This is a genomic window from Hymenobacter lapidiphilus (assembly GCF_013377885.1).
In the GTDB taxonomy this organism is placed as follows: Bacteria; Bacteroidota; Bacteroidia; order Cytophagales; family Hymenobacteraceae; genus Hymenobacter; species Hymenobacter lapidiphilus.
In genome coordinates this window covers 133,910-154,439 of the sequence record NZ_JABKAU010000001.1, presented here as the reverse complement: position 1 = coordinate 154,439, position 20,530 = coordinate 133,910, and the positions used below count along the sequence as shown (strand labels likewise).

The window sequence follows — 20,530 nt, the reverse complement described above, 5'->3', positions numbered from 1 at the left end:
GATTAAGCAGTAGGAGGAATAGGAGCAGGGAGTAGCTGCCCGCTCAGCAGCCGTGGCAGTAGCGCATCGCGGGTGGCGCGGAGAGTTACCATCTGGTCTAGCAGAACGATGGCCTTCTTTTTCATTGAATTGACCAGTTGTGAGAAGCGTTGCATAGCCTCAGCCGTTGGAAGTACAACTTTAGCTTGCCCAATTGCTTCTCTTGACAATTCAGTTTGACCAGTCGCACCTAGCGCCATTGAGACGAAGTACTCCTCTTGCTCAGTAACTACATAGCCGTAATACTCAACTGGAATTTCAGGTAAGGGCCGCGCAATTGTCACGTGCGTATCTACGGTTGTTGGCTCCTCAAGCAAGTTATATACTTGGGCTGTCCGGCCCAGTGTTCCTTCTCCTGTTGAGTTGATAAGTACGTCCCCGAATTGAATAACTTTTTTACCAGGATTTTTTACCTGTAATCTGCCAGTTGCGTAGTCGATTTTCTTTTCTCTGATACAGCGCTGATTCAAACATAGTATTTCCCCTTCATCATCATAAGAAGGAGTAATACCACGTTGAATTACTGCCGAGATAGTACTGAGTTCTATAGCTTCCCATCCCGCTGGCAACTCTCCATTCGGCCCGGCCGCCGCGCCGGGGCAGCGCCCGCGCACAAACCACTCTTGGTATAGCTCCTGCGCCAGCCCTTCCAGCGTCGCTACCTGCGTCTGGTAGTTCTCCAGCAGCGCATCGTAGCGGCCTAGCACGGCGGCTATCTGGCGTTGCAGAGGGAGAGAGGGGAGTTGGACTTTTAATTCTTCAACTTTGTAGATTCCTAACTTGGGTTGGGCGGCTCCGCCTGCCATTAGCTGCATTATATATTTATACGAGCTTTGGCTTAATAACAGAGCCAAATAGATAGGGTCACATTCAGACGAAAAACTAGTCAGTTTAACTGCGTTTTCTGTAAGATTTGCGCCAATAAGTGAGCTAGGTACTATGCCTACATCACCAACATTAGCTCCTACAATAGTTATACATATATCGTCCTTAGATACAATGTATCGTTTGATTAGAAAGTGTGTTTCATTTGTTAAGAATTGCAAGTCGTCTTGAATGATTTTTCCGTCTTTAATATCACGAGCCCTGATATAGGGGTGTTCTGTAATTTCATCAATTAATTCATGTCCTAAAGGGAGTCTTTTTCCACCTTTGACTTGACATATTTCTCCAATTCTGCGCGTCTGAAAAGTCATACTGCTTCCTCCCATACTACGTCCATAAATAACACCCGCACATCCTGCGCAATCTGGCCTTGCAGGGCGTCGGCTTCCGCGTGTAGGCTGGCCAGCTGCTCGGCCTGGGTCTGCACAAACTCCTTGAATTCTTCCGGCGTGCGGCCATCGTCTTCCAGGGCCACGCCCACGTAGCGGCCGGGGTTCAGCGAGTACTGCTGCTCCGCAATGTCGGCCCGGCTGGCCAGGTAACACAGGCCCTCCACGTCGCGGTACTCACCGTCGGGGAAGTGGTCATCCAGCCACGCCAGCTGCGCGGTAAAGTAGTTCACCCGTTCCAGCACGAACAGCAGCAAGTCCCGCTCTTCGCTTAGCTGCCGCAGGCCCCCGCGCAGGTTGGCCGCGGTCCAGCTCTTGTCTTTGGCGGGCCGCAGCTCCTTATCGGCAAAGGTCACCAGCGCCTCGGCCTGCTGGCTCAGGGCCATCAGCCCGGCCTTATCGGTCGGCAGCGTGTCGGCCGTCAGCTCCGCCAGGGCAACTATGTTCTTCTCCCACGTGGCATTGGCCGCCAGCGCCGCCTGGGCCTCCGGGCTCAGCAGCAGTTGGGCGTTTTCCAGCCAGTCGGCGGTTTGCTGGGCCAGCTCCGCCAGGGCGGTAGCGTAGGTGGCCCGGTGCTGGGCCAGGCCATAATAGGTGCGCGCCGGCTCAAAGTCCGGGTCGGTTACCGTCGTGTCGCGCCAGGTGGCCAGCGCCGCCGCGTACTGCTGCCGCAGCGCCGTAAATTTGTCCGTTTCGCCCCGGTACAGCCACACAATGGCGGCCAGGTTCTGCTGCTGGGCATCAGTAAACTCGCGCAGCTTTCGCGTTACCTGGTTGTAAACGCGCCGGGCATCAATAAACAGCGTCTGGTCGTGGCGGGGGTGGGCCTCGTTGGTCTTGGCCCGGTCCAGAAACCACAGCGTCACGGGCAGCGTCACGGTATAAAAGAAGTTGGAGGCAATGGTCACCATCACGTCCACCATGCCGTCCTGCACCAGCTTGGCCCGCGCCTCGGCTTCCGCCCCGCGCGCATCCGAGGCCGAGTTGGCCATCACGAAGCCCGCCCGGCCCGTTTCATTCAGGGCCATGGCAAACAGCGACACCCACAGGTAGTTGGCGTTGCCGTAGGTTTCGGCGGTTTTGCCCTTGCCCTTCGCCGCCAGCGCCGGTCCGTAGGTCGTAAACAGCGAGTGCCCGTCAATGTCGGCCGCACTCACCCCGTCCACATTAAAGGGCGGGTTGGCCATCACGAAGTCAAACTTGCCCGCCGTGTCGGCGTAGTCGTCCGCGTATGCCCCGGCCGCCAACGACGAATTTACATTCCGAATGTCGCTCTTCAACCCGTTCACAAACAGGTTCAGCCGCGCCAGCATGCTGGTCTCGGCCTTCTGCTCCTGCCCGTAAATCGACAGGTGCCCCGCCTCCTCGTGGCTGCGCACAAACTTGGCCGACTGCACAAACATGCCGCCCGTCCCGCAGGCCGGGTCCAGAATGCGCCCCGTGTGCGGCTCCAGTATCTCCACAATCAGCCGCACCACCGAAGTAGGCGTGTAGAACTCGCCGCCCTTCTGCCCCTCGCTCAGCGCGAATTTGCCCAGGAAATACTCGTAAATCTTGCCGAACACGTCGCCCTCGGTAATCTTGAGCCCGGCAATTTCCCGCAGAATCCCGCGCAGCACATCATCCGGTATCTTCCGGTAGTCGGCCTTGGGCAGCACGATGCCCGCGTCGGGGTTGGCCTCCTCGAAGGCCTCCATGGCCGCAATCACCATCTCCGGCGCGCTGTCGTTGGGCCCCAGCTGTAGCAGCGTGTTGTCGTAGTGGGCCGCCGCGGGCACCACGAAGCCAATTACCCGCACGTAGGTCTGCTCCGGCTCTTCCACGTTGCGGCCCGTCTGCTTGGCCACGTTCTGCGCGTCCGCGTCGGTCCGCAGCTTCTCAAACCGGTTGGTAGCGTAGCGCAGAAAGAACAGCCCCAGCAATGGGGCCGCGTACTCGCTGGCTTTCAAATTACTCTTGGCCCGCAACCGGTCGGCAGCGGCCCACAAGTTGTCTTCAAACACTTTCGGGCGCGGCACCCGGTCAAACAGTAGTGTACTCAAAATCAAACAGTCCAGTAGATAGTACCAATAGCTCGCCCAAGCTCATCCAGATAAATGGCGGTGGGAAGGATTGTAAATGTAGTAAGCTACGAATCAGGTACAAGAATTTGCCAATAGGCTACACCAAAGCACATTCATAGACAGTCAAAGTAGGACTGCAAAAAGCCTATTTCACTACCTAATATTAAAAGCATTGAATTTACTTATTTAGTTATATATTTATCTTTATTCAATACCAAGTGTGCTGCTCTCATGAAATTAATCTTACTAACCAGCCTATTGGCTTTAGCGCTACCCCTGTTCGGATTAGCGCAATCCACCACCCATGATGCCCTGACCGCAGCAGCAGAGACCACAACGCAAGCCGCTGGCAAAAGCGCCAAGGCATTAGAGGCCGTCAAATCTACCAGCAAGACCATCAAGGCCTTGTCTAAGTCGTTGACAACCAAAGGGACATTAAATAGCAAAGACAAGAGCGACCTGACTGAAGCCACCGACCAGGCAAAAGCGGCCCTTGCAGCCGCCAAAGAAGCTAATGTTGCGGCAGTGGCCGCCTTTCATGCTTCTGTCGAGGCGTACGATAAAGTGAGAGGTGCAGTAAATAATACCGAAACATCAGAGGACCCCATCGAAAAAGTGCGCTTAGAAGCCACCAGAAAAATTGCCGAAAGCAGCAAGGATGCCGCCGGTCAAACGCAGTTGAGAGCGGCGCAAGCAGTGCTTAAAAACGACACAGTTATTGCCCAGGCCCAACAAGTTGTTCAGCATCTCGAAGAAGTGAGAGTGGCTACCGATGCCGGCGAACGTAAGACCAAAATGGCATTGGCAGTCACCGCATCCGAACAAACAGTAGCTACTGAGCAGGCGGCCAACAAATTAGTTGATGCCGCCGCCGGTGCCGCCACCACTATTGCGGATAGCCCCAAGGGAGCTGCGAACAGCTCGATAGGAGTTCCCAAATTGATAGGAAGCCGAAATATAAAATTTGGGATAGGTTTTGGAGGGAGCTATAACATGAACCAAACCTACAGCTACTCGCTGGGGGCGTCCTCAAATGCCGCTACAAACTATGCCCTGACCCGCGAGCGGCTTACCCCTTATGCGGGTGTTGTCTCCGGCATCGTGGCCTACAACAAAACAGCGTACTATTTCCGAAAATTTGATTCGGAAGGAAATCCGATTGGCGAGCCTGAGCCAGACCCCTATTGGCTATCGGCATTACTAGCTGTAAACCTTGCCGATTTCACAGCCGCCGGCGAAGGGTTCAATCGCAAGCTTGATTTGGGAATAGGCGTGGGAATTCGTTTCGATGAACACTTTCAGTTAGGCGTTTTCCTAGAAGGAACAAGCCAGAGATTTCTCCGGGACTACTACCTGCAGTTCCTGAGTAATCCAGTGCCCGATTATAAGACCAATACCTTCCTGACGAGCCTTAATCCAAGCGACGATAATTACTTCGTTTCGCGCACTGTTCTCAGTGTAGGCTTCAAGCTTATTTATATGCTCACCGCCGACCGGCCCAAAGAGAAGGATGAAGTCAAAGTGCGCGCCGAGTTGACTGACGCGCAATAGCCCATCACCATTCTCATTTTCGGCCGTTCGCACGAACGCTTGTCACTGATTTCGAAGAATACTACAGACACTTTCGTGTCCATCCGCTGCTAATCTTCTGCAATTATTACTGCCATGAGTTACAACTACTACTGCTTTCAGCCCGGGGTATCCGCCCGTCATAAATCTGCCAGTGCTTTGACCGGATTTCTACTTTATGCGGTCTTGTTCGCCCTCGTCTCCTGTAGGACTCTCGAGCCTAAATACCAAGCCAGCCAGCTACCAGCCCCTTACCAAGGTAAAGCCCCACTGAATAACGATTATGCCGACTATCATAATCACATAACCCAGAAGCCTTATTATCAGCTTATCGAGTCTCCAGTCCAGATAGTTAACCCCAACTTAATCTTGCTCCCTACACCCCACTATGCAATAAATTCTCCTGCGCAATGGGACCCATCAGGAAAGCTGAGTTACGCGGCTTGGCAGCTAAATACTCCACAGGAACTGAGCTATCAGGCCTATGGTAAATTTTCCGATTTTGCTCGTTATCGACAATCCGTTTGGCCCGAACTAGCCAGTTATAAAGTGGTCTGTACCTCGCTCTACTCTTTCGAAAAAGGCCTTACAACCAATGAGGGGAGTAGAACCTTAGGAGTTATAAATAATAAAGGGCTTAAACGATTTGCCATCAAGATGGTCACTGGTTTAGATAAAAAGCGGCTGCAAAATGTCGTATATGATTTAGAGCTAGAACCGTTTCTTGAGATACAAGCAGAGTACGAGTTTTTGAAGCACCAAGCGCCGTCGGCATCTCCCGGCAGTTCCCAACGCGTCGTCCTAGCCGAGCCCCGGACCATAGATAGCCTTCTAATAGCTCCAAACACTACCGCCGTTGTCATTAGTATCGAGGGAGGCCACGTATTGCTCGGTCCTGATGCATTAAAGTATAATCGTTTGCTGGAAGATAGTACCACTTCCCAGGATGTCCAAGATATCCGCGACCGGGTAGCGGTTATCAAATCTTGGCAGTACCCAGTTTTCTTTGTCACATTCAGCCACCTCATCTGGAACAAATTAGCCGGTCAATCCAAAGGAACCGACGCCGACGGATTCAAGCGGAATGCATTAACTGTTCTATCCAAAGCACAGAGTTTTCGTGAGGCAATTTTTACCCAACCTAATTCAGGTATAGCTGGCATTTCGAAATCTATTTTTGGCGAAGGCACCAGAAAAGAATATGATAACGGCGAAGTAGATAGTACCCGCGCAGACAACCATAAGTTGGGCCTAGTAGCACTCGATGCGCTCCTTAGCCAAAAGAACGGCAGGCGAATTTTAGTAGACTTGCGCCACTCAGGAATTAAGACTCGGCTGCAATTCTACCACCTCCGAGATAGTCTGTATCAAGACGTTCCCCCCCTTGTTTCCCACTGTGCCGCAAGTGGCGAATCTTTGCGGCTAGCCATAGCTACAGGACTGCGACCTTATTCCGATATGTATCCCGAGTTTAATAATCCAGCCACGTTTTATCCCAAGTTGACAGGAGAGTCATTTCGTATGTTCAACCAATGGCCTTTTTCAAAATATTTTTCCGACCATGATACTATCTTGAAAGTCCAAGATTTACCCCAAAAGGGAGGCAGTGGCTGGTTTCACCCAACCAGCAATAACTTGGCCGACGAAGAAATTGAATACATCACCCGCAGTGGTGGACTCATGGGCCTCACAGTCGAACAAAGAGGTCTTGGGGGTAGCATGAAGCAATACCGAACTACTCGTGCTAATTCCCGGGTACGCTTAAGGAACTGGCTCACCAGCAACCAACCAGGCCTTACCAATATCCAGCGCGCAGTTCTGGAAAAGCAGTTCTTTGACGCGGCCCCATTCATGCGCAACCTGTGGTATTTTACCAACCTCAGCAAGCCTGACGTTGACGTTTGGCAACACCTCACCATTGGCTCCGACTACGACGGCATTGCCGACCCTATGGATTCATTCGCAACCTCTGGCCGCCTGCCCAATCTGGAAAGCTTCATCAACGACTATTACCAGGCATTTGAGGACGTGTACGGTTTGAAGTTCAACTTAGCTGGCCGCCCAATGTCTCAAAATCTACGCCTAGTGTTTTCTGCTAACGGAATCGAATTTGTAAAAAAATACTACCCTCGACAATGAGCCCTAAGCAAGTGCTAGGCGTGTAATATTCTGCTTTATCATTTTTATAAGCGGCTTTTCAATCTTTCTCTGAAAGCCATATGATATTTCAGATTTGCAAAGAATTATGAGTTTTAGATTTTGAGAAATTTCAAGGAATATTCTAACCATCTAATCCGCCTTCTTGCCATGAAAACTTCTCTGAGTGTTTTTTGGATGCTGGCCATCATTGGTGCATTCACTACTTCCAGCTGTAGCATGAAATACGTGCTGTACGGGTCCGAAGCCAGCCGCTACAGTGCCTCGGTGCAGAATGATAGTACGTTCGTTTATTTTGACCGTCAAGGCGACATGTACCCGTCGGTTACCAGCAAAGTGGTTGTATACGATGACCGCTTGAACTATCATGGGGCCGCGCTACAGCATTATTTCCAGGTTTCAACCAAACCGGCGTGGTTGACTAGCCAACAAGAGCAAGCCTCTCTGTTAGGTCAATACTACGGTGTCAAGTTGGAGCCGCCGGCAAAACAAACGGCGGTAAAAGCATCGTGGCTTCAGCTACAGGACTCTGTACAAACGCAGTTTGTTCGGAACTTCAGGCGCCAACTTCGGGCCTCCCAAACCGACGCCCTGGTTGTGCTCGTTCATGGCTACAACAACGATGTAGGCGAGATTAATTGGTTTGCGCCGCTCAAGCGTCAAATTCAAGCCAATTACTTTACCGGCAAAAAGGTACACTTTCTACACGTGTATTGGGACGGACGGGCAGGTACCTCTGTCTTGCCCATGTGGACGTGGGCGCAGGGCTCGCTGTATCCGGTAGGGCTAGGGCTGCGGCAGATTCTGGCCCGCCTCGACCCCAACATGCCCGTGTATGCGCTAGGACACAGCACGGGGGCTCCCGTGCTGTGCGCTGCCTTATGGAACTGTACCTCAGCGCTGGCTGATAGCAGTACATACGAGGTGCATCAAGGCGAGAAATATTTAGATATACTAAAATTACCTCGCTATGCTACTCCCACCTTGTCCAAGTTGCGGGTAGCGTTCGTAGCACCCGCTATGCCAGGGTCGCATTTTAAAGATTTCGGCAACCGCACAACCGCAGTTGGTCGCCATAATATGACCCCACCGCCATCGTCCCCGCAGCGGTTTGTGGTGGCCCACAACCGGTATGATAAGGTAACAGGAAAGGGACCATTTCCGACTAAATTCTTCGGTTCTACCCGGCTAGGAACCAAAAAAAGTGAATACTGCGGCTACGGCCAAGTAACGCCTTATGGAGTGGTGCCGCAGTTGCGCAGTACGGGCAGTTCGACAGAATCCTTCTTGTACGATTTCACTGAAGGTATTTCGTGGTTTGGGTTGGGCCACGGCGTAGTGGTTTTTATGAATAATCAGCAGGTGTTCTCACAATTTCTCGATGCGTGGCTCACGAATAAGACCGTGCAGGGCAATGACTCGTGTTTATAAAGGGAAAAAATGTTAACGGCCGCTTGCTAGCTTGGCAACGAGCAAGATTTTAGAGTATTGGAGCAATGGGCCTCTGCAGCGGCCCCGGTGCAAGCCGCTACAAGACCACGCTCGACAACGGCCGCGGCCATGTGCCCGCCCGCTTCTGGAAATGAGTCGTCATCCTCCCCATCGCCGTCGCCGTCGCCGTCGCCGTCGCCGTCGCCGACGCCCGCCTCATTAAGAAAGGACGCTATAAAAAATGCCTTTCTAGCAGTCTAGCCAGAGGGGCGTTTGAGTTCTGGTAAAAATACGCCTCACTGGCAGTGGCTGCTCGTCTATACGCATACCCGTCGAACTCCACAATGACTCGGCCGACGACCCGCACATCCACTCCTTTCGCGCCTGTACTTCCTTGGCCTGGTGCGCCGGCTGCACCGCCGTACTTGACACCACCACCGCGCCGAAGACTGCCCCTGGCCCAATTGGCAACTGACTGACCGGAGTATCGGCCATAGCCCGGCAGCTTAGCTAAGCTCACCTGCGCTGCCCCGAGCATTGGCCACTAAACTCAACGGCTGCTAAAACCATCATGCCCGGTTGGCCTATTGCCTCTCGCCCGCTCGGGCTAACTCGCGTTGTATTCCCTGTTCCAGCTCGTGCTGGCTAATAGGCCAGCCGTGGCGCAGGCGCAGCAGCTGGCAGTAGCGCAACACGTTTAGAAACCACGTAGCACGTGGCGCCGCCATTCTCGTAGAGCAGGCCAATACTGGCATGCAACTAAAATATCGGGCTGGTAGGCACCAGGGCATAAGTCAGGCGGTCAGACAGAATCAGCAAAGGGGCGTGCGTCGGCCAGCGCTTGGTGGCGACCGGCGCGGGGTTGCTGGCCCCTGGCCCGGTGGGGTGATTTCTCCCAGCGGATACACCGCTGCCAGCTGCGTATCCCGTACCTGCTCCAGCCACTGCTGCGCCATCTTCGGCGTCCGCATGTGTTGCGGCTGCAGCCAGAACAGCGGCGCCACCAGCCGGCCCGGTCCAAACTGCACCCGCAATCCGTAGCACTGGTAAGACTTCACGCGCAGCACGTCAAACTGCAGCCCCCGGGCCATGTACTCCCCAAATATTTCCTGCAACGATTCAGCGTCCGGTAGATAGTAAGGCATAGTGTTTTTGCTATTTATTTTAGCTGGGTTTTCGCCCAGCAGAATAGGGGAGGGGCCACTTAAATAAATCGACAGGGTGCTTAATGATGCATATACAGCAATACACCGCGAAATCAATTCTCAAATGAATACCTAATTATACTAAATAAATTAGTAGTATTGCAAAGCTGGCTTAGCCGGTTTTGCGCCATGACAACTGTTGAACTTATCGACGTGGGCACGCCCACCACTACCCTGTGGCTGCCGCTCTACGCCTCGCTGGTCCCCTGCGGCTTTCCTTCACCAGCCTCCGACGAGCTCGAAGAACTATTCGACCTCAACCGCCTGCTCTTCCGCCACCCCGAAGCCACCTACCTCATCCGGGTGTCCGGCGAAAGCATGAAGAACGCGGAAATCCATCCCGGCGACCTGCTGGCAGTCGACAAGCACCTCGAAGCCGACCACAACAGCATCGTGGTGGCTGTCGTCGAGGGCGACTGCACCGTTAAGCGCCTCGTGCGGCGCGGCACCACCTGGTGGCTGCAGGCCGAAAACCCCGACTACCCCGACTACCAAATCACCGACCAGGAAAACCTGCGCATCTGGGGCGTCGTCACCCACGTCGTCCACGAGCTCATCCCCGGCCGCCTCACCGCCCTGCTCCGTAGCCGCGACTAGCTTTTTTAGCTGTTAGCTGACAGCTATTAGCTGATAGCTTATTCAGTAAGCCACCACCCAGAACGAAAGCTAATAGCTAACAGCTGTCAGCTGATAGCTCCCCAAAGAATGTACGGCCTCGTCGACTGCAATAACTTCTACGTCTCCTGCGAGCGGGTTTTTCAGCCCCGCCTCGACGACCGCCCCGTGGTGGTGCTCAGCAACAACGACGGTAACGTGGTCAGCCGCTCCGCCGAGGCCAAGCAGCTCGGCATTGCCATGGGCGCGCCCTTCTTCCAGGTGCGCGAGCTGCTGCGCCACCACCAGGGCCATGCTCTCAGTTCCAACTACGCCCTCTACGGCGACATGTCCCGCCGCGTCATGGCCCGGCTGGCGGCCCACGCCCCCGCCGTGGAAGTCTACAGCATCGACGAGGCCTTCCTCGACCTGCACGGCCTTACCACCTGGTGCGGTACCCTCGACGCCCGCGTCCACTCCATCCGCCGCGACGTGCTGGCCTGCACTGGCATCCCCACCTGCGTGGGCGTCGCGCCCACCAAAACGCTGGCCAAGGTGGCCAACCGCCTGGCCAAGAAACACCCCGAGCTCGGCGGCATCCTCCGCCTCGACACCGCCAGCCGCCGCGAGCGGGCCCTGCGCGCCCTGCCCGTGGCCGACGTCTGGGGCATCGGCTACCAGTATGCCGGCAAGCTCGCCACCCACGGCATCCGCACGGCCTGGGAGCTAAGCCAGGTATCCGAGGCCTGGGCCCGCAAATACCTCGGTGGGGTGGTCGGCTGGCGGCTGGTGCAGGAGCTGCTGGGCCAGCCCTGCCAGGGCCTGCTGCCCTCCGAAGACGGCACCCTCGCCCGCAAAAGCATCAGCTGCTCCCGTTCCTTCGGCCAACGCCTGTCCAGCCTCGACCACCTCTGGGGCGCCCTGTCCACCTACCTCAGCCGCGCCGCCGAAAAGCTGCGCGCCCAGGGCGACCAGGCCCACCTGCTCACCGTCTACATCAGCCAGGACCGCTACGATACCCATGTGCCGCCGCCCTACACCCGCTCGGCGACCCTCACGCTGCCCGGCGGCCCCACCAGCAACACCCTCCAACTGCTGACTTACGCCCGCCGAATGCTGGAACGCCTCTACGAGCCCGGCCGCTTCTACGCGAAGGCCGGCGTGGTGCTCGACGGCCTCGAGCCCCCCGGCCGCGGTCAGCAGCTGAGCTTGTTCGCGGCGGCTCCGGCCGCCATCCTACCCGCCCCCGATACCGGCCGCACCCAGCAGCTCATGCACACCCTCGACGCCCTCAACCGCCAGTTCGGCCGCGGCACCGTGCGCCCGGCCGCTACCGTGGCGGCGGCCGGCCAACCCGCCCCCTGGCAGGGCAAAGCCCAGCACAAAAGCCAAGCTTACACTACCCGACTGGAGGACTTAATGGTGGTGGGCTAGGTCTGGTCGATCGTTTTTGGGGGGAGAGGGCAACCGTTTTTTTAGGGCTGGTTCTACTAGTAATTTTCTTCGAAAATCAATTGCAGACCGGTGGTGAACTAACCAGGAAGTAGCTAGCGTGCTGTTTACTTTCCTGACTGCGACCAACTACCTACCTTCACCGGGCGAATGCGAAAGCCCCGTTTTCGTAGCTGCTAAGTCGTATCTCTATGTTTCGCGTTCCAGTGCGTTTATCCTGCCTGCTTATTGTCTGGCTCGTCTTATGCTTGCCCAACCGCACGCAGGCCCAGACCCCAGCCTACCTATGGGCCCAGCCGTTCCTGCGCTCTACCAGCGGTCAGACGGCCGGAGGGGTAGTCGGCGGGAAGGTAGCAGTCGACCCGGCGGGCAATACGTACCTGGTGGGGAGTTTCTCCGGAGTGGCCCGCTTTGGGGCTTTCACGCTTACCAGTGCCGGGGCCACCGATGTCTTTGTGGCTAAGCTGGACGGCTCCGGCAACTACCTGTGGGCCATTTCGGGCGGGGGGGGCAGTGAAGAGCAGGGCGTGAACATTAGCCTAGACCCGGTGGGAAACGTGTACGTGGTCGGCAGCTTTCGCAGCCAGCCCGCCACCTTCGGCGCCGCCAGTATCAGCACGGGCAACGGCGACAAGGATATGTTCGTGGCCAAACTCACGGCCCAAGGCAGCTGGGTGTGGGCGGTCCGGGCCGGCGGCACGGATGATGAGGTAGGCCAGGGCGTGGCCTGCGACGGTACGCATGTGTTTCTGGCCGGCTACTCCAACAGCGACCGTCCCGTGTTTGGCCCAACGACGCTGCTCAACGCCTCCCCGCCCTCTGGCTTCGTGGTGGCCGCGCAGCTCTCCGCCGCTACCGGCGCCTGGACCTGGGCCACGGGGAGCAGCGGCCCGGGTGGGGGTCAGGCCAGCGGGGGCCAGGCCACGGCCATTGCCTGCGACGGCAGTGGCGGGGCTTACGTAACCGGGAGCTATGGCATCCTGGCCACTTTCGGCAGCACGACGCTGCGGAGCGGCGACTTCAACGCTATATTCGTGGCCCGCCTCAGCCCGGCCGGCAACTGGCAATGGGCCGTGCGAGCCGACGGGACGGATGAAGACCGGGGGCTGGCTATTGCCGTCGATGGAGCCGGAAACCCGTATATCACGGGCTACTTTCTCAGCCCGGTGCTGACCCTGGGTTCCGTAACGCTGACCAATGCCAGCCGCAATGGCGACCTTTTCGTGGCCCGTCTCACGGCCGCTGGTGCCTTTGCATGGGCCACGCGGGCCGGCGGCACCGGCGGGGATTCCGGCCAGGGGCTGGTCGTTGACCGGGCCGGCACGGCGTACGTGGCGGGTGTTTTCGGGCCCGGCCCCGCCGCTTTTGGGCCGGTAACGGTAACCCCGGTGGGTGGGCGGGATGCCTTTGTGGCGGCCATCAGTGCCACTGGCACCTGGCAATGGGCTCTTGCCGGGGGCAGTCCATCAGACGAAACCTGCCCAGGCGTCGGGGTGGATGCGTTCGGCAATGTCTCCTTCGCCGGCACCTTCGCCAGCCCGGTCAGTCCGGCCCGGTTTGGGCCCTTCACCATCGCCGGCAACCCCGGGAGCACAACCGGCTTCGTGGCCCGCGTGGGCCTGCCCCAGACAGTGCGTATCACGGGCGATTCGCTCCTCTGTAACGCGGGACAAGTCCAGCTGCAGGCCGTTACCTCGGTTGCGCCCACGGCCTACCGCTGGAATACCGGCGCGACGACGGCCACCATTATCGTTTCTCAACCCGGGACCTACAGCGTGCAGGTCACCTTTCCCGGGGGCCAGACGAGTACAGCCACCTTCCACGTCACATCGCTGAGTCCTGCCGTGCAGCTTCTCGGCGATACGCTGCTGTGTCCCGGCCAGCCCCTGCAACTGACTGCCACGGCCCCCGGGGCGCTGGACTACCGGTGGAATACGGGGGCCACCACCCCGACGCTTTCCGTTTCCCAGCCCGGCCTCTACACCGTCACGGCCCGGTTTAGCAGTGGCTGCAGTGCCACGGCCAGCCGTTTGGTTCGCTCACCAGGGCTGCAAATTACCGGCGGCGGGCCCTGGTGCCCGGCCAGTCCGCCCACGCTAACGGCCATAGCGCCGGGTGCTACGCGCCTGCGCTGGAATACCGGGGCCACCACTGCCATGCTGCTGGTGCCGGGCCCCGGCACCTATACGCTCACGGCTACCTACGCCAACGGCTGCCAGCTAACGGTCAGCGAGGTCGTCGCAGTGCCAACCACCGTCATTGTGGGCGATTCGGTACTCTGCACCGGAACCGGGGTTCGCCTGACGGCCAATCTGCCGGCCGCTACGGCTTACCGCTGGAACAACGGGGCCACCACGGCCAGTATCACCGTCAACCAGCCGGGGCTCTACCGCGTGAGCGCCAGCTACGGCAACGGTTGCACCAGCGAGGCGCAATGGCTGGTTCGTGCGGCAGAGGCCGTGCCCGTCTTTTCGCTGGGCCAGGACACCACCCTCTGCGAGGGCGAGTCGCTGGTGCTCTACGCGCCAACGCTGCCCGGAACGGTCCGCCAGTGGTCGGACGGCTCTACCGGAGCCACACTTTCCGTGCAGTCCCCCGGCACCTATTCGCTCCAACTTCGCTCTGCCTGCGGGGAGCGTACTGTTAGCCGCCAGATTGCTTACCGCAGTTGCCTGTTCATTCCCAATGTCATTACCCCCAATGGCGACGCGCTCAATGAACAATTTGTTGCGAAAGGCTTGCCGACCGGGATATGGCAGCTGCGCGTCTATTCCCGTTGGGGGGTACTGGTATTTGAGAGCGCCGATTATCAACACGACTGGGGCCAAAATGCTGTTGCGGGTACCTATTATTACGTTTTCCGCCAGGCCGGTTCCCCTTTGAGCTACAAGGGGTGGCTCCAGGTAATCCGGTAACACCTTCAAAATAGCCCCGCTGGCGGCCTGCTTTTTCGGCGGCAATCTGGCCGCCCACTGCTAGACACAGTAGCACTGGGCACGAAAACACCGGATAAGAGTTGCTTTACCCGTCTACTAGGCCGCTAGCGCCCAAAGCTCATGCACGCCCTTAACCGCGAGTTTGGCCGCGGCAGCCTGGCCGCGGCCGTGACTGCCGGCCAACCCGCCCCCTGGCAGGGCAAAGCCCAGCACCGCAGCCTGGCATTCACCACCCGGCTGGAAGAATTGCTCATTGTTAGCTAAACGGGATGACGAAAAAGGCTCTTTCCCACCTCTTGGCTTCAAGGAGACTACATTTAAGCTGGCCAACCACTTGAGCGCGTTTCACAGACTGAAAAAATAATACCATACAGATTGGATAATTCTTATTTTTGGCGGCTTAATCCACTCCTGCCGCTATGCGTCCGTTTATTCCGCTGATGATCCGCCTACTGGGCCGCCTTGCCTTGGTCATGCCCATCAGCGTGCTAACGAGCAGTGCCTTTGCGCAGCAGACCGTGCCCTATATTCAGGTAAGTGCTGGCGGGTTTAGGTCGATGGCCCTTCGGGCCGATGGCACCTTATGGGCCTGGGGCTCCAACTGGGATGGGGAGCTAGGCATCGGCGACCCAACATCGCCCCGTATTGCTACTCCCCGGCAAGTCGCGCTACCCAACGGATTGCCCCCAGGCAGCACCTGGACTCAGGTAGCATCCGGTGGCTCGCACACGTTGGCCATTGCCTCTAATGGCAGTATGTGGGCCTGGGGCAACAACGGCTACGGCCAGTTAGGGTCAGACGTCGGCCGGAATTCCTCGTCGCGCCCGGTACCGGTGGTGGCACCAGCCGGCACCCGCTGGCTGCAATGCGCGGCCGGGAGCCTGTCCTCGCTGGGTATTCAGACCGATGGCACGCTCTGGCAGTGGGGCAGGAACCCGGCCAGCATAAGTGGTACTTGGTACGATACGCCCCAACAAGTGGTAGCTCCCGGCGATGGCCCTGGTACCCGCTGGACCCAGGTGAGTATCGGGCACTACCACATACTAGCGCTCCGCTCCGACGGGACCCTATGGGGCTGGGGGGTAAACCAGGAAGGAGAAGTCGGCGATGGAACGCAGACGCGCCGCTACAGCCCCGTTGCGGTGCCCGTGCCGGCTGACGCTCCCGCGGGAGCATACTGGGTCCAGGCAACGGCGGGCCGGATATTTTCGCTGGGGCTGCTTTCCACTGGTACGCTTTACGGTTGGGGCTGGAACGTGGACGGCGTGCTGGGCCAGCATACGTCGACGCTGCAGCCAGTGCCGCTGCCGTTGCCGGCCAATGCCGCCCCCGGCACTGGCTGGCGGCAGGTGCATGCCGGCGTGGCGCACGCTACCGCCATCCTGACCGACGGTTCGTTGTGGACCTGGGGTGAAAATGTGTACGGCCAGCTGGTAAATAACACGCAGACCGTACCCCTCGCCCCCACACGTGAGGCCACTAACGGTGTCTGGGCGCAGGTATCCGGCGGTCATGTGCATACGCTGGCTATTGGGGCCGACGGCAGTGTGTACGCCGGAGGAGCGGAGCGCGCACCAGGGCCTGACCCGACCAATTATTATAACCTGGGCCAACTGGGCAACGGTTCGTACAATGGGTCCCTGGTGCTGCGTCGAACGTTAGCCGTTACGCTGGGCCGGCGCAAGGCCTACCAGACTGCCTATCAGGTCTACCCCAACCCCGCCGGCCAGTGGCTGGCCGTCGAGGGGCTGCCAGTTCGCGCCACGCTCAAACTCACGACCACCCTCGGCCAACCGGTGCTGACGCAGTCGGCCAGCCGCCTGACCCGCCTCAACCTGGGCAATGTGGCCGCAGGCAGCTACCTGCTCACCATAGAGACTGACAACGCCCCCCCACAAACCCTACGCGTCGTCGTGGAGTAAGCCCTGCTTACGACGAGCGTGCATTCGCTCCGGCCAGGGTGTTGTGGTCTTATTGCTTCCGCATTAAGTGGTTTTGCGCGGCTTTTCCCAGCGCACTCGCTTAAGTAATCAACCGCCCGTGCGCCCCACCGCCAGCGTGGCTCCCCCACCACCCGCCTTAAAAGCCTACTGACCAGCCCCGCACTAGCCCCATCTGACAGACCAAAGTAACGCCACTCATCCGCAAGTGACGTTTCTTGGGTCTGATATTGCCATACCTTGGATTGCCTCCACCGAGCTTACCAGCCTGCCTTTCCGTAATGAACAAATTTAACCTGCCCGCTGCAGTGGCCCTGCTGCTGGCTACCGCCTGCTCCACCACCAACGACCCAGTCCCCACTCAGCCGCTTACCGAGCACTTAACCCTCGGCAACCCCAGCGGCGCCACTGCCGACGTCAGCCAGCCTACCAACTACCTGCTCAGCAAGCCCCAGTACGCGCTCAGCTACCACCGCGACCGGGGCATCCCCACCTGGGTCAGCTGGCACCTCGACGCCAGCTGGCGCGGCTCCGCTGCCCGCCAGGATGACTTCCGGGCCGATAACACCCTGCCCGCCGGCTGGTACCAGGTAGGAGGGAGCAGCTACTCCGGCTCCGGTTTCGACCGCGGCCACCAGTGCCCCAGCGCCGACCGCACCAACACCGTGCCCGACAACTCGGCCACCTTCCTGATGACCAACATGGTGCCCCAGGCCCCACGCAACAACCAGCAGACCTGGGCCAACCTCGAAAACTATACCCGCACCTTCCTCAGCTCCGGCAACGAGATCTACATCATTTGCGGCGCTTACGGCCAGGGCGGCACCGGCTCTAACAGCTTCCAGACTACGCTCGACCAGGGCCGCGTCACCGTCCCCGCCCGCCTCTGGAAAGTCGTGGTCGTGTTACCCACCGGCGACAACGACGCCACCCGCGTCAGCAGTAGCACGCGTATCATTGCCATCGATACGCCCAACGACAACACCATCAACACCGACTGGGGCCAGTACCGCGTCAGCGTCGATGCCATCGAAGCCGCCACCGGCCTCGATCTGCTTTCCGCCGTACCCGTGGCGGTGCAGCAGGTACTGGAAACCCGGGTGGATGAGGGCCCCACGCAGTAAGTCCAGTGCTGGCAGTGCTGGCAGTTCGGTTGTTGAACCTGCCGACTGCCACTCCGGTGCGCTTCCGTAACCAGCGCGGCCCTGCCTGCGTTGGGAAGGGGCATGAAATCAATTCGTTTTCCTGACGGCACCCAGGTGCCGGCGCTTGGCCAGGGCACCTGGAACATGGCCGAAAAGCCTGCGCAGCGCGCCGCCGAGCTGGCCGCCCTGCGCGCGGGCATTGACCTGGGCCTCACGCTGATCGACACGGCTGAAATGTACGCCGAGGGAGAGTCCGAGCGGCTGGTGGGCGAAGCGCTCCGCGGCCTGCGCGAACAGGTGTTTCTGGTAAGCAAAGCCTACCCCCAGAATGCCTCGCGCGACCGCCTGCCTCAGGCCTGCGAGGCCAGCCTGAAGCGGCTGGGTACCGACCGGCTCGACCTGTATCTGTTGCACTGGCGCGGGCGCGTGCCGCTGGCCGAAACGGTGGAGGCCATGGAGAAGCTGGTGGTGGCCGGCAAGATCCGCCGCTGGGGTGTCAGCAACCTCGACACCACCGATATGCAGGAGCTGGTGGCCGCTGGGGGTGAGGCCTGCGCGACCGATCAGGTGCTCTACAACCTGACCCGGCGCGGCCCCGAGCACGAGTTGCTGCCGTGGCTCACCGGGCAGGCCATGCCCGTGATGGCGTACAGCCCCGTCGAACAGGGACGGCTGCTGGCCAACCGGCAGCTCCAGCAGCTTGCCAATGACCTGGGCGCGACGCCAGCGCAGGTGGCCCTGGCCTGGGTTATGCGCCACGACCAGGTGATGGCCATCCCCAAAGCCGGCCACGTTGCCCACGTACAGGATAACCGGGCCGCCGCCGACCTGCACTTGTCGACCAGCGACCTTGCCGCGCTCGATGCCTGCTTTCCCCGCCCGGCCGAGCGTCGGCCGTTGGAGATGCTGTAGCCAGCGGGCCCACGGGCAGGAAGAAGCCAAAGCCTCCCTTAGCTGGGCAGCGCGGCCCTAAAACCAAAACGGCCACCCCCTGGGTGGCCGTTTCTAGTTACAGAATCTACTCGCTGCAATTACGCTCCCGGCCCCGGTGGCTCGCGCTTCACCTCCCGATGCTGGCCGGGTGGCCCCAGCTTATCCTCCCCCTGCCGCAATTCCCCTTCCGGCTCCACCGCAGCCGAAGACACCGCCCCGCTGCCTACGCCCCGGTCAGGCACTGGCCGTTTCTAGTTCAGTTCCGGTAGATGCGCCAGGTTGTATAACCAGCCAGCAAGCCTACATTTGACTTTCCCGTCGCCGTTTATTTTACCCGATGCTGTTAACCATCACCACTACTTATTCGCCCGCTACCGACCTGGGCTATTTGCTGCATAAGAACCCGGCCCGGTTGCAAAGCCTGGAAATAGCCGGTGGGCAGGCCCACATTTTCTACCCCGAAGCCACCGCCGAGCGCTGCACGGCGGCGCTGCTGCTCGACCTCGACCCCGTGGGCCTGGTGCGCGGCCGGGCCGGCTCCTCCGGCGAAGGATTCGCGCTCGAGCAGTACGTCAACGACCGGCCCTACGTGGCTTCGTCCTTTCTGAGCGGCGCGCTGAGTAAAGCCTTCAGTACGGCCATGAACGGCACCTGCAAAGACCGCCCGAACCTACCCGAGCAGGCCCTGCCCCTGGAGGTAAAGGTGGCCGTGGTATCGGCCCCCGGCCCCGACTGGCCCCGTCGTCTATTCGAGCCCCTGGGCTATGAGGTACAAATTGAAACCACCCCGCTCGACCCCACCATGCCCGAGTGGGGCGACAGCCGCTACTACACCCTGCACCTGCGTCACGAGGGCCTGCGCCTGCAGGACGTGCTGACTCACCTCTACGTGCTGCTGCCGGTGCTCGACAACGACAAGCACTACTACGTCGGCGAAAACGAGGCCGAAAAGCTGCTGCGCAAGGGCGCCGACTGGCTGCCCCAGCATCCCGAGCGCGACTTCATCACCCGCCGCTACCTGCGCTACCTGGCCGCCTATGTGAACCCCACGCTCAAGCAGCTGCTTAAAGATGAAGAAGGAGCAGAGCCCACCCTGGAAGCGGGGCCGGTCGATGCCAGCACCATAACCGCACCCGTAACGGCCGATACAGTGGCTGCCGATAGTCAGGAGCTCAAACTCTCCCTGCACGACCAGCGGCTGCAGCAAGTGGCCGACGAAATCTACCAGCTCGGTCCCAAGCGCGTGCTCGACCTGGGCTGCGGCGAGGGTAAGCTCCTGCGCCTCTTACTGCGCCAGCCCAAAATCGAGTTCATCCTGGGCATGGACGTATCCCACCAGGCCCTGAGCCGGGCCGCCCAGCGCCTGCACCTCGACGAGATGCCCCCGCGCCAGCGCGCCCGCCTCGACCTAATCCAGGGCTCGTTGCTCTACCGCGACGAGCGCCTCATCGGCTTCGATGCGGCGGCGCTGGTGGAAGTGATTGAGCACCTCGACGAAAACCGCTTGGTGGCACTGGAGGCCGTCGTGTTCGGGCAGGCCCGGCCGGCGCACGTATTCGTCACGAGCCCCAACGCCGACTACAACCAGCTCTTCGAGAAGCTCAACGCCGGCGAGTTCCGCCACACCGACCACCGTTTCGAATGGACCCGCGCCGAGTTTGCCGCCTGGGCCGCCGGTGTGGCCCAGCGCCACGGCTACCAACTGCGGCTGGAAAGCATGGGCGAGGAAGTGGAAGGCGTAGGAGCCCCGTCGCAGATGGCGGTGTTTGGAATTAGCAGTTAGGAGCTGTTC

The 20,530-nt window shown here is 59.1% G+C and carries 14 protein-coding genes; 11 read left to right on the top strand and 3 right to left on the bottom strand.

Annotated features, from left to right (window positions below):
* Positions 1–2: 2 nt before the first annotated feature.
* Both HW554_RS00715 and HW554_RS00710 read right to left on the bottom strand, forming a co-directional pair.
* Positions 3–1,235, bottom strand: a complete 1,233-nt coding sequence (locus tag HW554_RS00715; RefSeq protein WP_176906430.1) for a restriction endonuclease subunit S — start codon at positions 1,233–1,235, stop codon at positions 3–5.
* A complete protein-coding gene (locus HW554_RS00710) occupies positions 1,232–3,355 on the bottom strand; it encodes a type I restriction-modification system subunit M (RefSeq protein WP_176906429.1) in 2,124 nt (707 codons plus the stop codon). Before HW554_RS00710 ends, HW554_RS00715 begins: the two co-directional genes overlap by 4 nt.
* 252 nt (positions 3,356–3,607) lie before the next feature.
* Between HW554_RS00710 and HW554_RS00705 the strand changes: the two genes are divergently transcribed.
* The 3 genes from HW554_RS00705 (at position 3,608) to HW554_RS00695 (ending at position 8,533) form a co-directional block, all read left to right on the top strand.
* Positions 3,608–4,927, top strand: coding sequence for a hypothetical protein (locus tag HW554_RS00705; RefSeq protein ID WP_176906428.1), 1,320 nt, complete (start codon positions 3,608–3,610; stop codon positions 4,925–4,927).
* A 114-nt stretch (positions 4,928–5,041) separates the two neighbouring features.
* A complete protein-coding gene (locus HW554_RS00700; protein WP_176906427.1) occupies positions 5,042–7,084 on the top strand; it encodes a hypothetical protein in 2,043 nt (680 codons plus the stop codon).
* A 168-nt stretch (positions 7,085–7,252) separates the two neighbouring features.
* A complete protein-coding gene (locus HW554_RS00695; RefSeq protein WP_176906426.1) occupies positions 7,253–8,533 on the top strand; it encodes a hypothetical protein in 1,281 nt (426 codons plus the stop codon).
* Between the two features lie 812 nt (positions 8,534–9,345).
* Here HW554_RS00695 and HW554_RS00690 read toward each other — a convergent pair.
* On the bottom strand, positions 9,346–9,678 hold the full coding sequence (locus tag HW554_RS00690) for a hypothetical protein (RefSeq protein ID WP_246285020.1): 333 nt from the start codon (positions 9,676–9,678) through the stop codon (positions 9,346–9,348).
* A 189-nt stretch (positions 9,679–9,867) separates the two neighbouring features.
* Here HW554_RS00690 and HW554_RS00685 point away from each other — a divergent pair, with 189 nt between their 5' ends.
* The 8 genes from HW554_RS00685 to HW554_RS00650 all read left to right on the top strand — a co-directional run bounded on the left by HW554_RS00685 (position 9,868) and on the right by HW554_RS00650 (position 20,521).
* On the top strand, positions 9,868–10,335 hold the full coding sequence (locus tag HW554_RS00685; RefSeq protein ID WP_176906425.1) for a LexA family protein: 468 nt from the start codon (positions 9,868–9,870) through the stop codon (positions 10,333–10,335).
* A gap of 108 nt (positions 10,336–10,443) precedes the next feature.
* On the top strand, positions 10,444–11,766 hold the full coding sequence (locus HW554_RS00680) for a Y-family DNA polymerase (protein WP_176906424.1): 1,323 nt from the start codon (positions 10,444–10,446) through the stop codon (positions 11,764–11,766).
* A 266-nt stretch (positions 11,767–12,032) separates the two neighbouring features.
* Entirely contained in the window at positions 12,033–14,699 is a 2,667-nt protein-coding gene (locus tag HW554_RS00675; protein WP_176906423.1) for a gliding motility-associated C-terminal domain-containing protein, read from the top strand.
* A 141-nt stretch (positions 14,700–14,840) separates the two neighbouring features.
* Positions 14,841–14,984 (top strand): DUF4113 domain-containing protein, encoded by a 144-nt coding sequence (locus HW554_RS00670; protein WP_176906422.1) that lies wholly within the window; start codon positions 14,841–14,843, stop codon positions 14,982–14,984.
* A 155-nt stretch (positions 14,985–15,139) separates the two neighbouring features.
* Positions 15,140–16,642 carry a T9SS type A sorting domain-containing protein gene (locus HW554_RS00665; RefSeq protein ID WP_176906421.1) on the top strand — a complete coding sequence of 501 codons (1,503 nt, stop codon included), beginning with the start codon at positions 15,140–15,142 and terminating at the stop codon, positions 16,640–16,642.
* A gap of 299 nt (positions 16,643–16,941) precedes the next feature.
* A complete protein-coding gene (locus HW554_RS00660; protein ID WP_176906420.1) occupies positions 16,942–17,784 on the top strand; it encodes a DNA/RNA non-specific endonuclease in 843 nt (280 codons plus the stop codon).
* Between the two features lie 102 nt (positions 17,785–17,886).
* The gene (locus HW554_RS00655; protein ID WP_176906419.1) at positions 17,887–18,717 is read left to right on the top strand and encodes an aldo/keto reductase; all 831 of its coding nucleotides are present in this window, start codon (positions 17,887–17,889) and stop codon (positions 18,715–18,717) included.
* Positions 18,718–19,075: 358 nt separating this feature from the next.
* Positions 19,076–20,521: a 3' terminal RNA ribose 2'-O-methyltransferase Hen1 gene (locus HW554_RS00650; RefSeq protein ID WP_176906418.1), complete on the top strand. Its 1,446-nt coding sequence runs from the start codon at positions 19,076–19,078 to the stop codon at positions 20,519–20,521.
* The last annotated feature ends 9 nt before the right edge of the window (positions 20,522–20,530 follow it).

Bases quoted from the DNA above. Each gene is read 5' to 3' on its own strand.
- HW554_RS00670 (WP_176906422.1), top strand. From the start codon at position 14,841: ATGCACGCCCTTAACCGCGAGTTTGGCCGCGGCAGCCTGGCCGCGGCC.
- HW554_RS00705 (WP_176906428.1), top strand. From the start codon at position 3,608: ATGAAATTAATCTTACTAACCAGCCTATTGGCTTTAGCGCTACCCCTG.
- HW554_RS00665 (WP_176906421.1), top strand. From the start codon at position 15,140: ATGCGTCCGTTTATTCCGCTGATGATCCGCCTACTGGGCCGCCTTGCC.
- HW554_RS00680 (WP_176906424.1), top strand. From the start codon at position 10,444: ATGTACGGCCTCGTCGACTGCAATAACTTCTACGTCTCCTGCGAGCGG.
- HW554_RS00715 (WP_176906430.1), bottom strand. From the start codon at position 1,235: ATGACTTTTCAGACGCGCAGAATTGGAGAAATATGTCAAGTCAAAGGT.
- HW554_RS00660 (WP_176906420.1), top strand. From the start codon at position 16,942: ATGAACAAATTTAACCTGCCCGCTGCAGTGGCCCTGCTGCTGGCTACC.
- HW554_RS00695 (WP_176906426.1), top strand. From the start codon at position 7,253: ATGAAAACTTCTCTGAGTGTTTTTTGGATGCTGGCCATCATTGGTGCA.
- HW554_RS00690 (WP_246285020.1), bottom strand. From the start codon at position 9,678: ATGCCTTACTATCTACCGGACGCTGAATCGTTGCAGGAAATATTTGGG.
- HW554_RS00700 (WP_176906427.1), top strand. From the start codon at position 5,042: ATGAGTTACAACTACTACTGCTTTCAGCCCGGGGTATCCGCCCGTCAT.
- HW554_RS00685 (WP_176906425.1), top strand. From the start codon at position 9,868: ATGACAACTGTTGAACTTATCGACGTGGGCACGCCCACCACTACCCTG.
- HW554_RS00650 (WP_176906418.1), top strand. From the start codon at position 19,076: ATGCTGTTAACCATCACCACTACTTATTCGCCCGCTACCGACCTGGGC.
- HW554_RS00655 (WP_176906419.1), top strand. From the start codon at position 17,887: ATGAAATCAATTCGTTTTCCTGACGGCACCCAGGTGCCGGCGCTTGGC.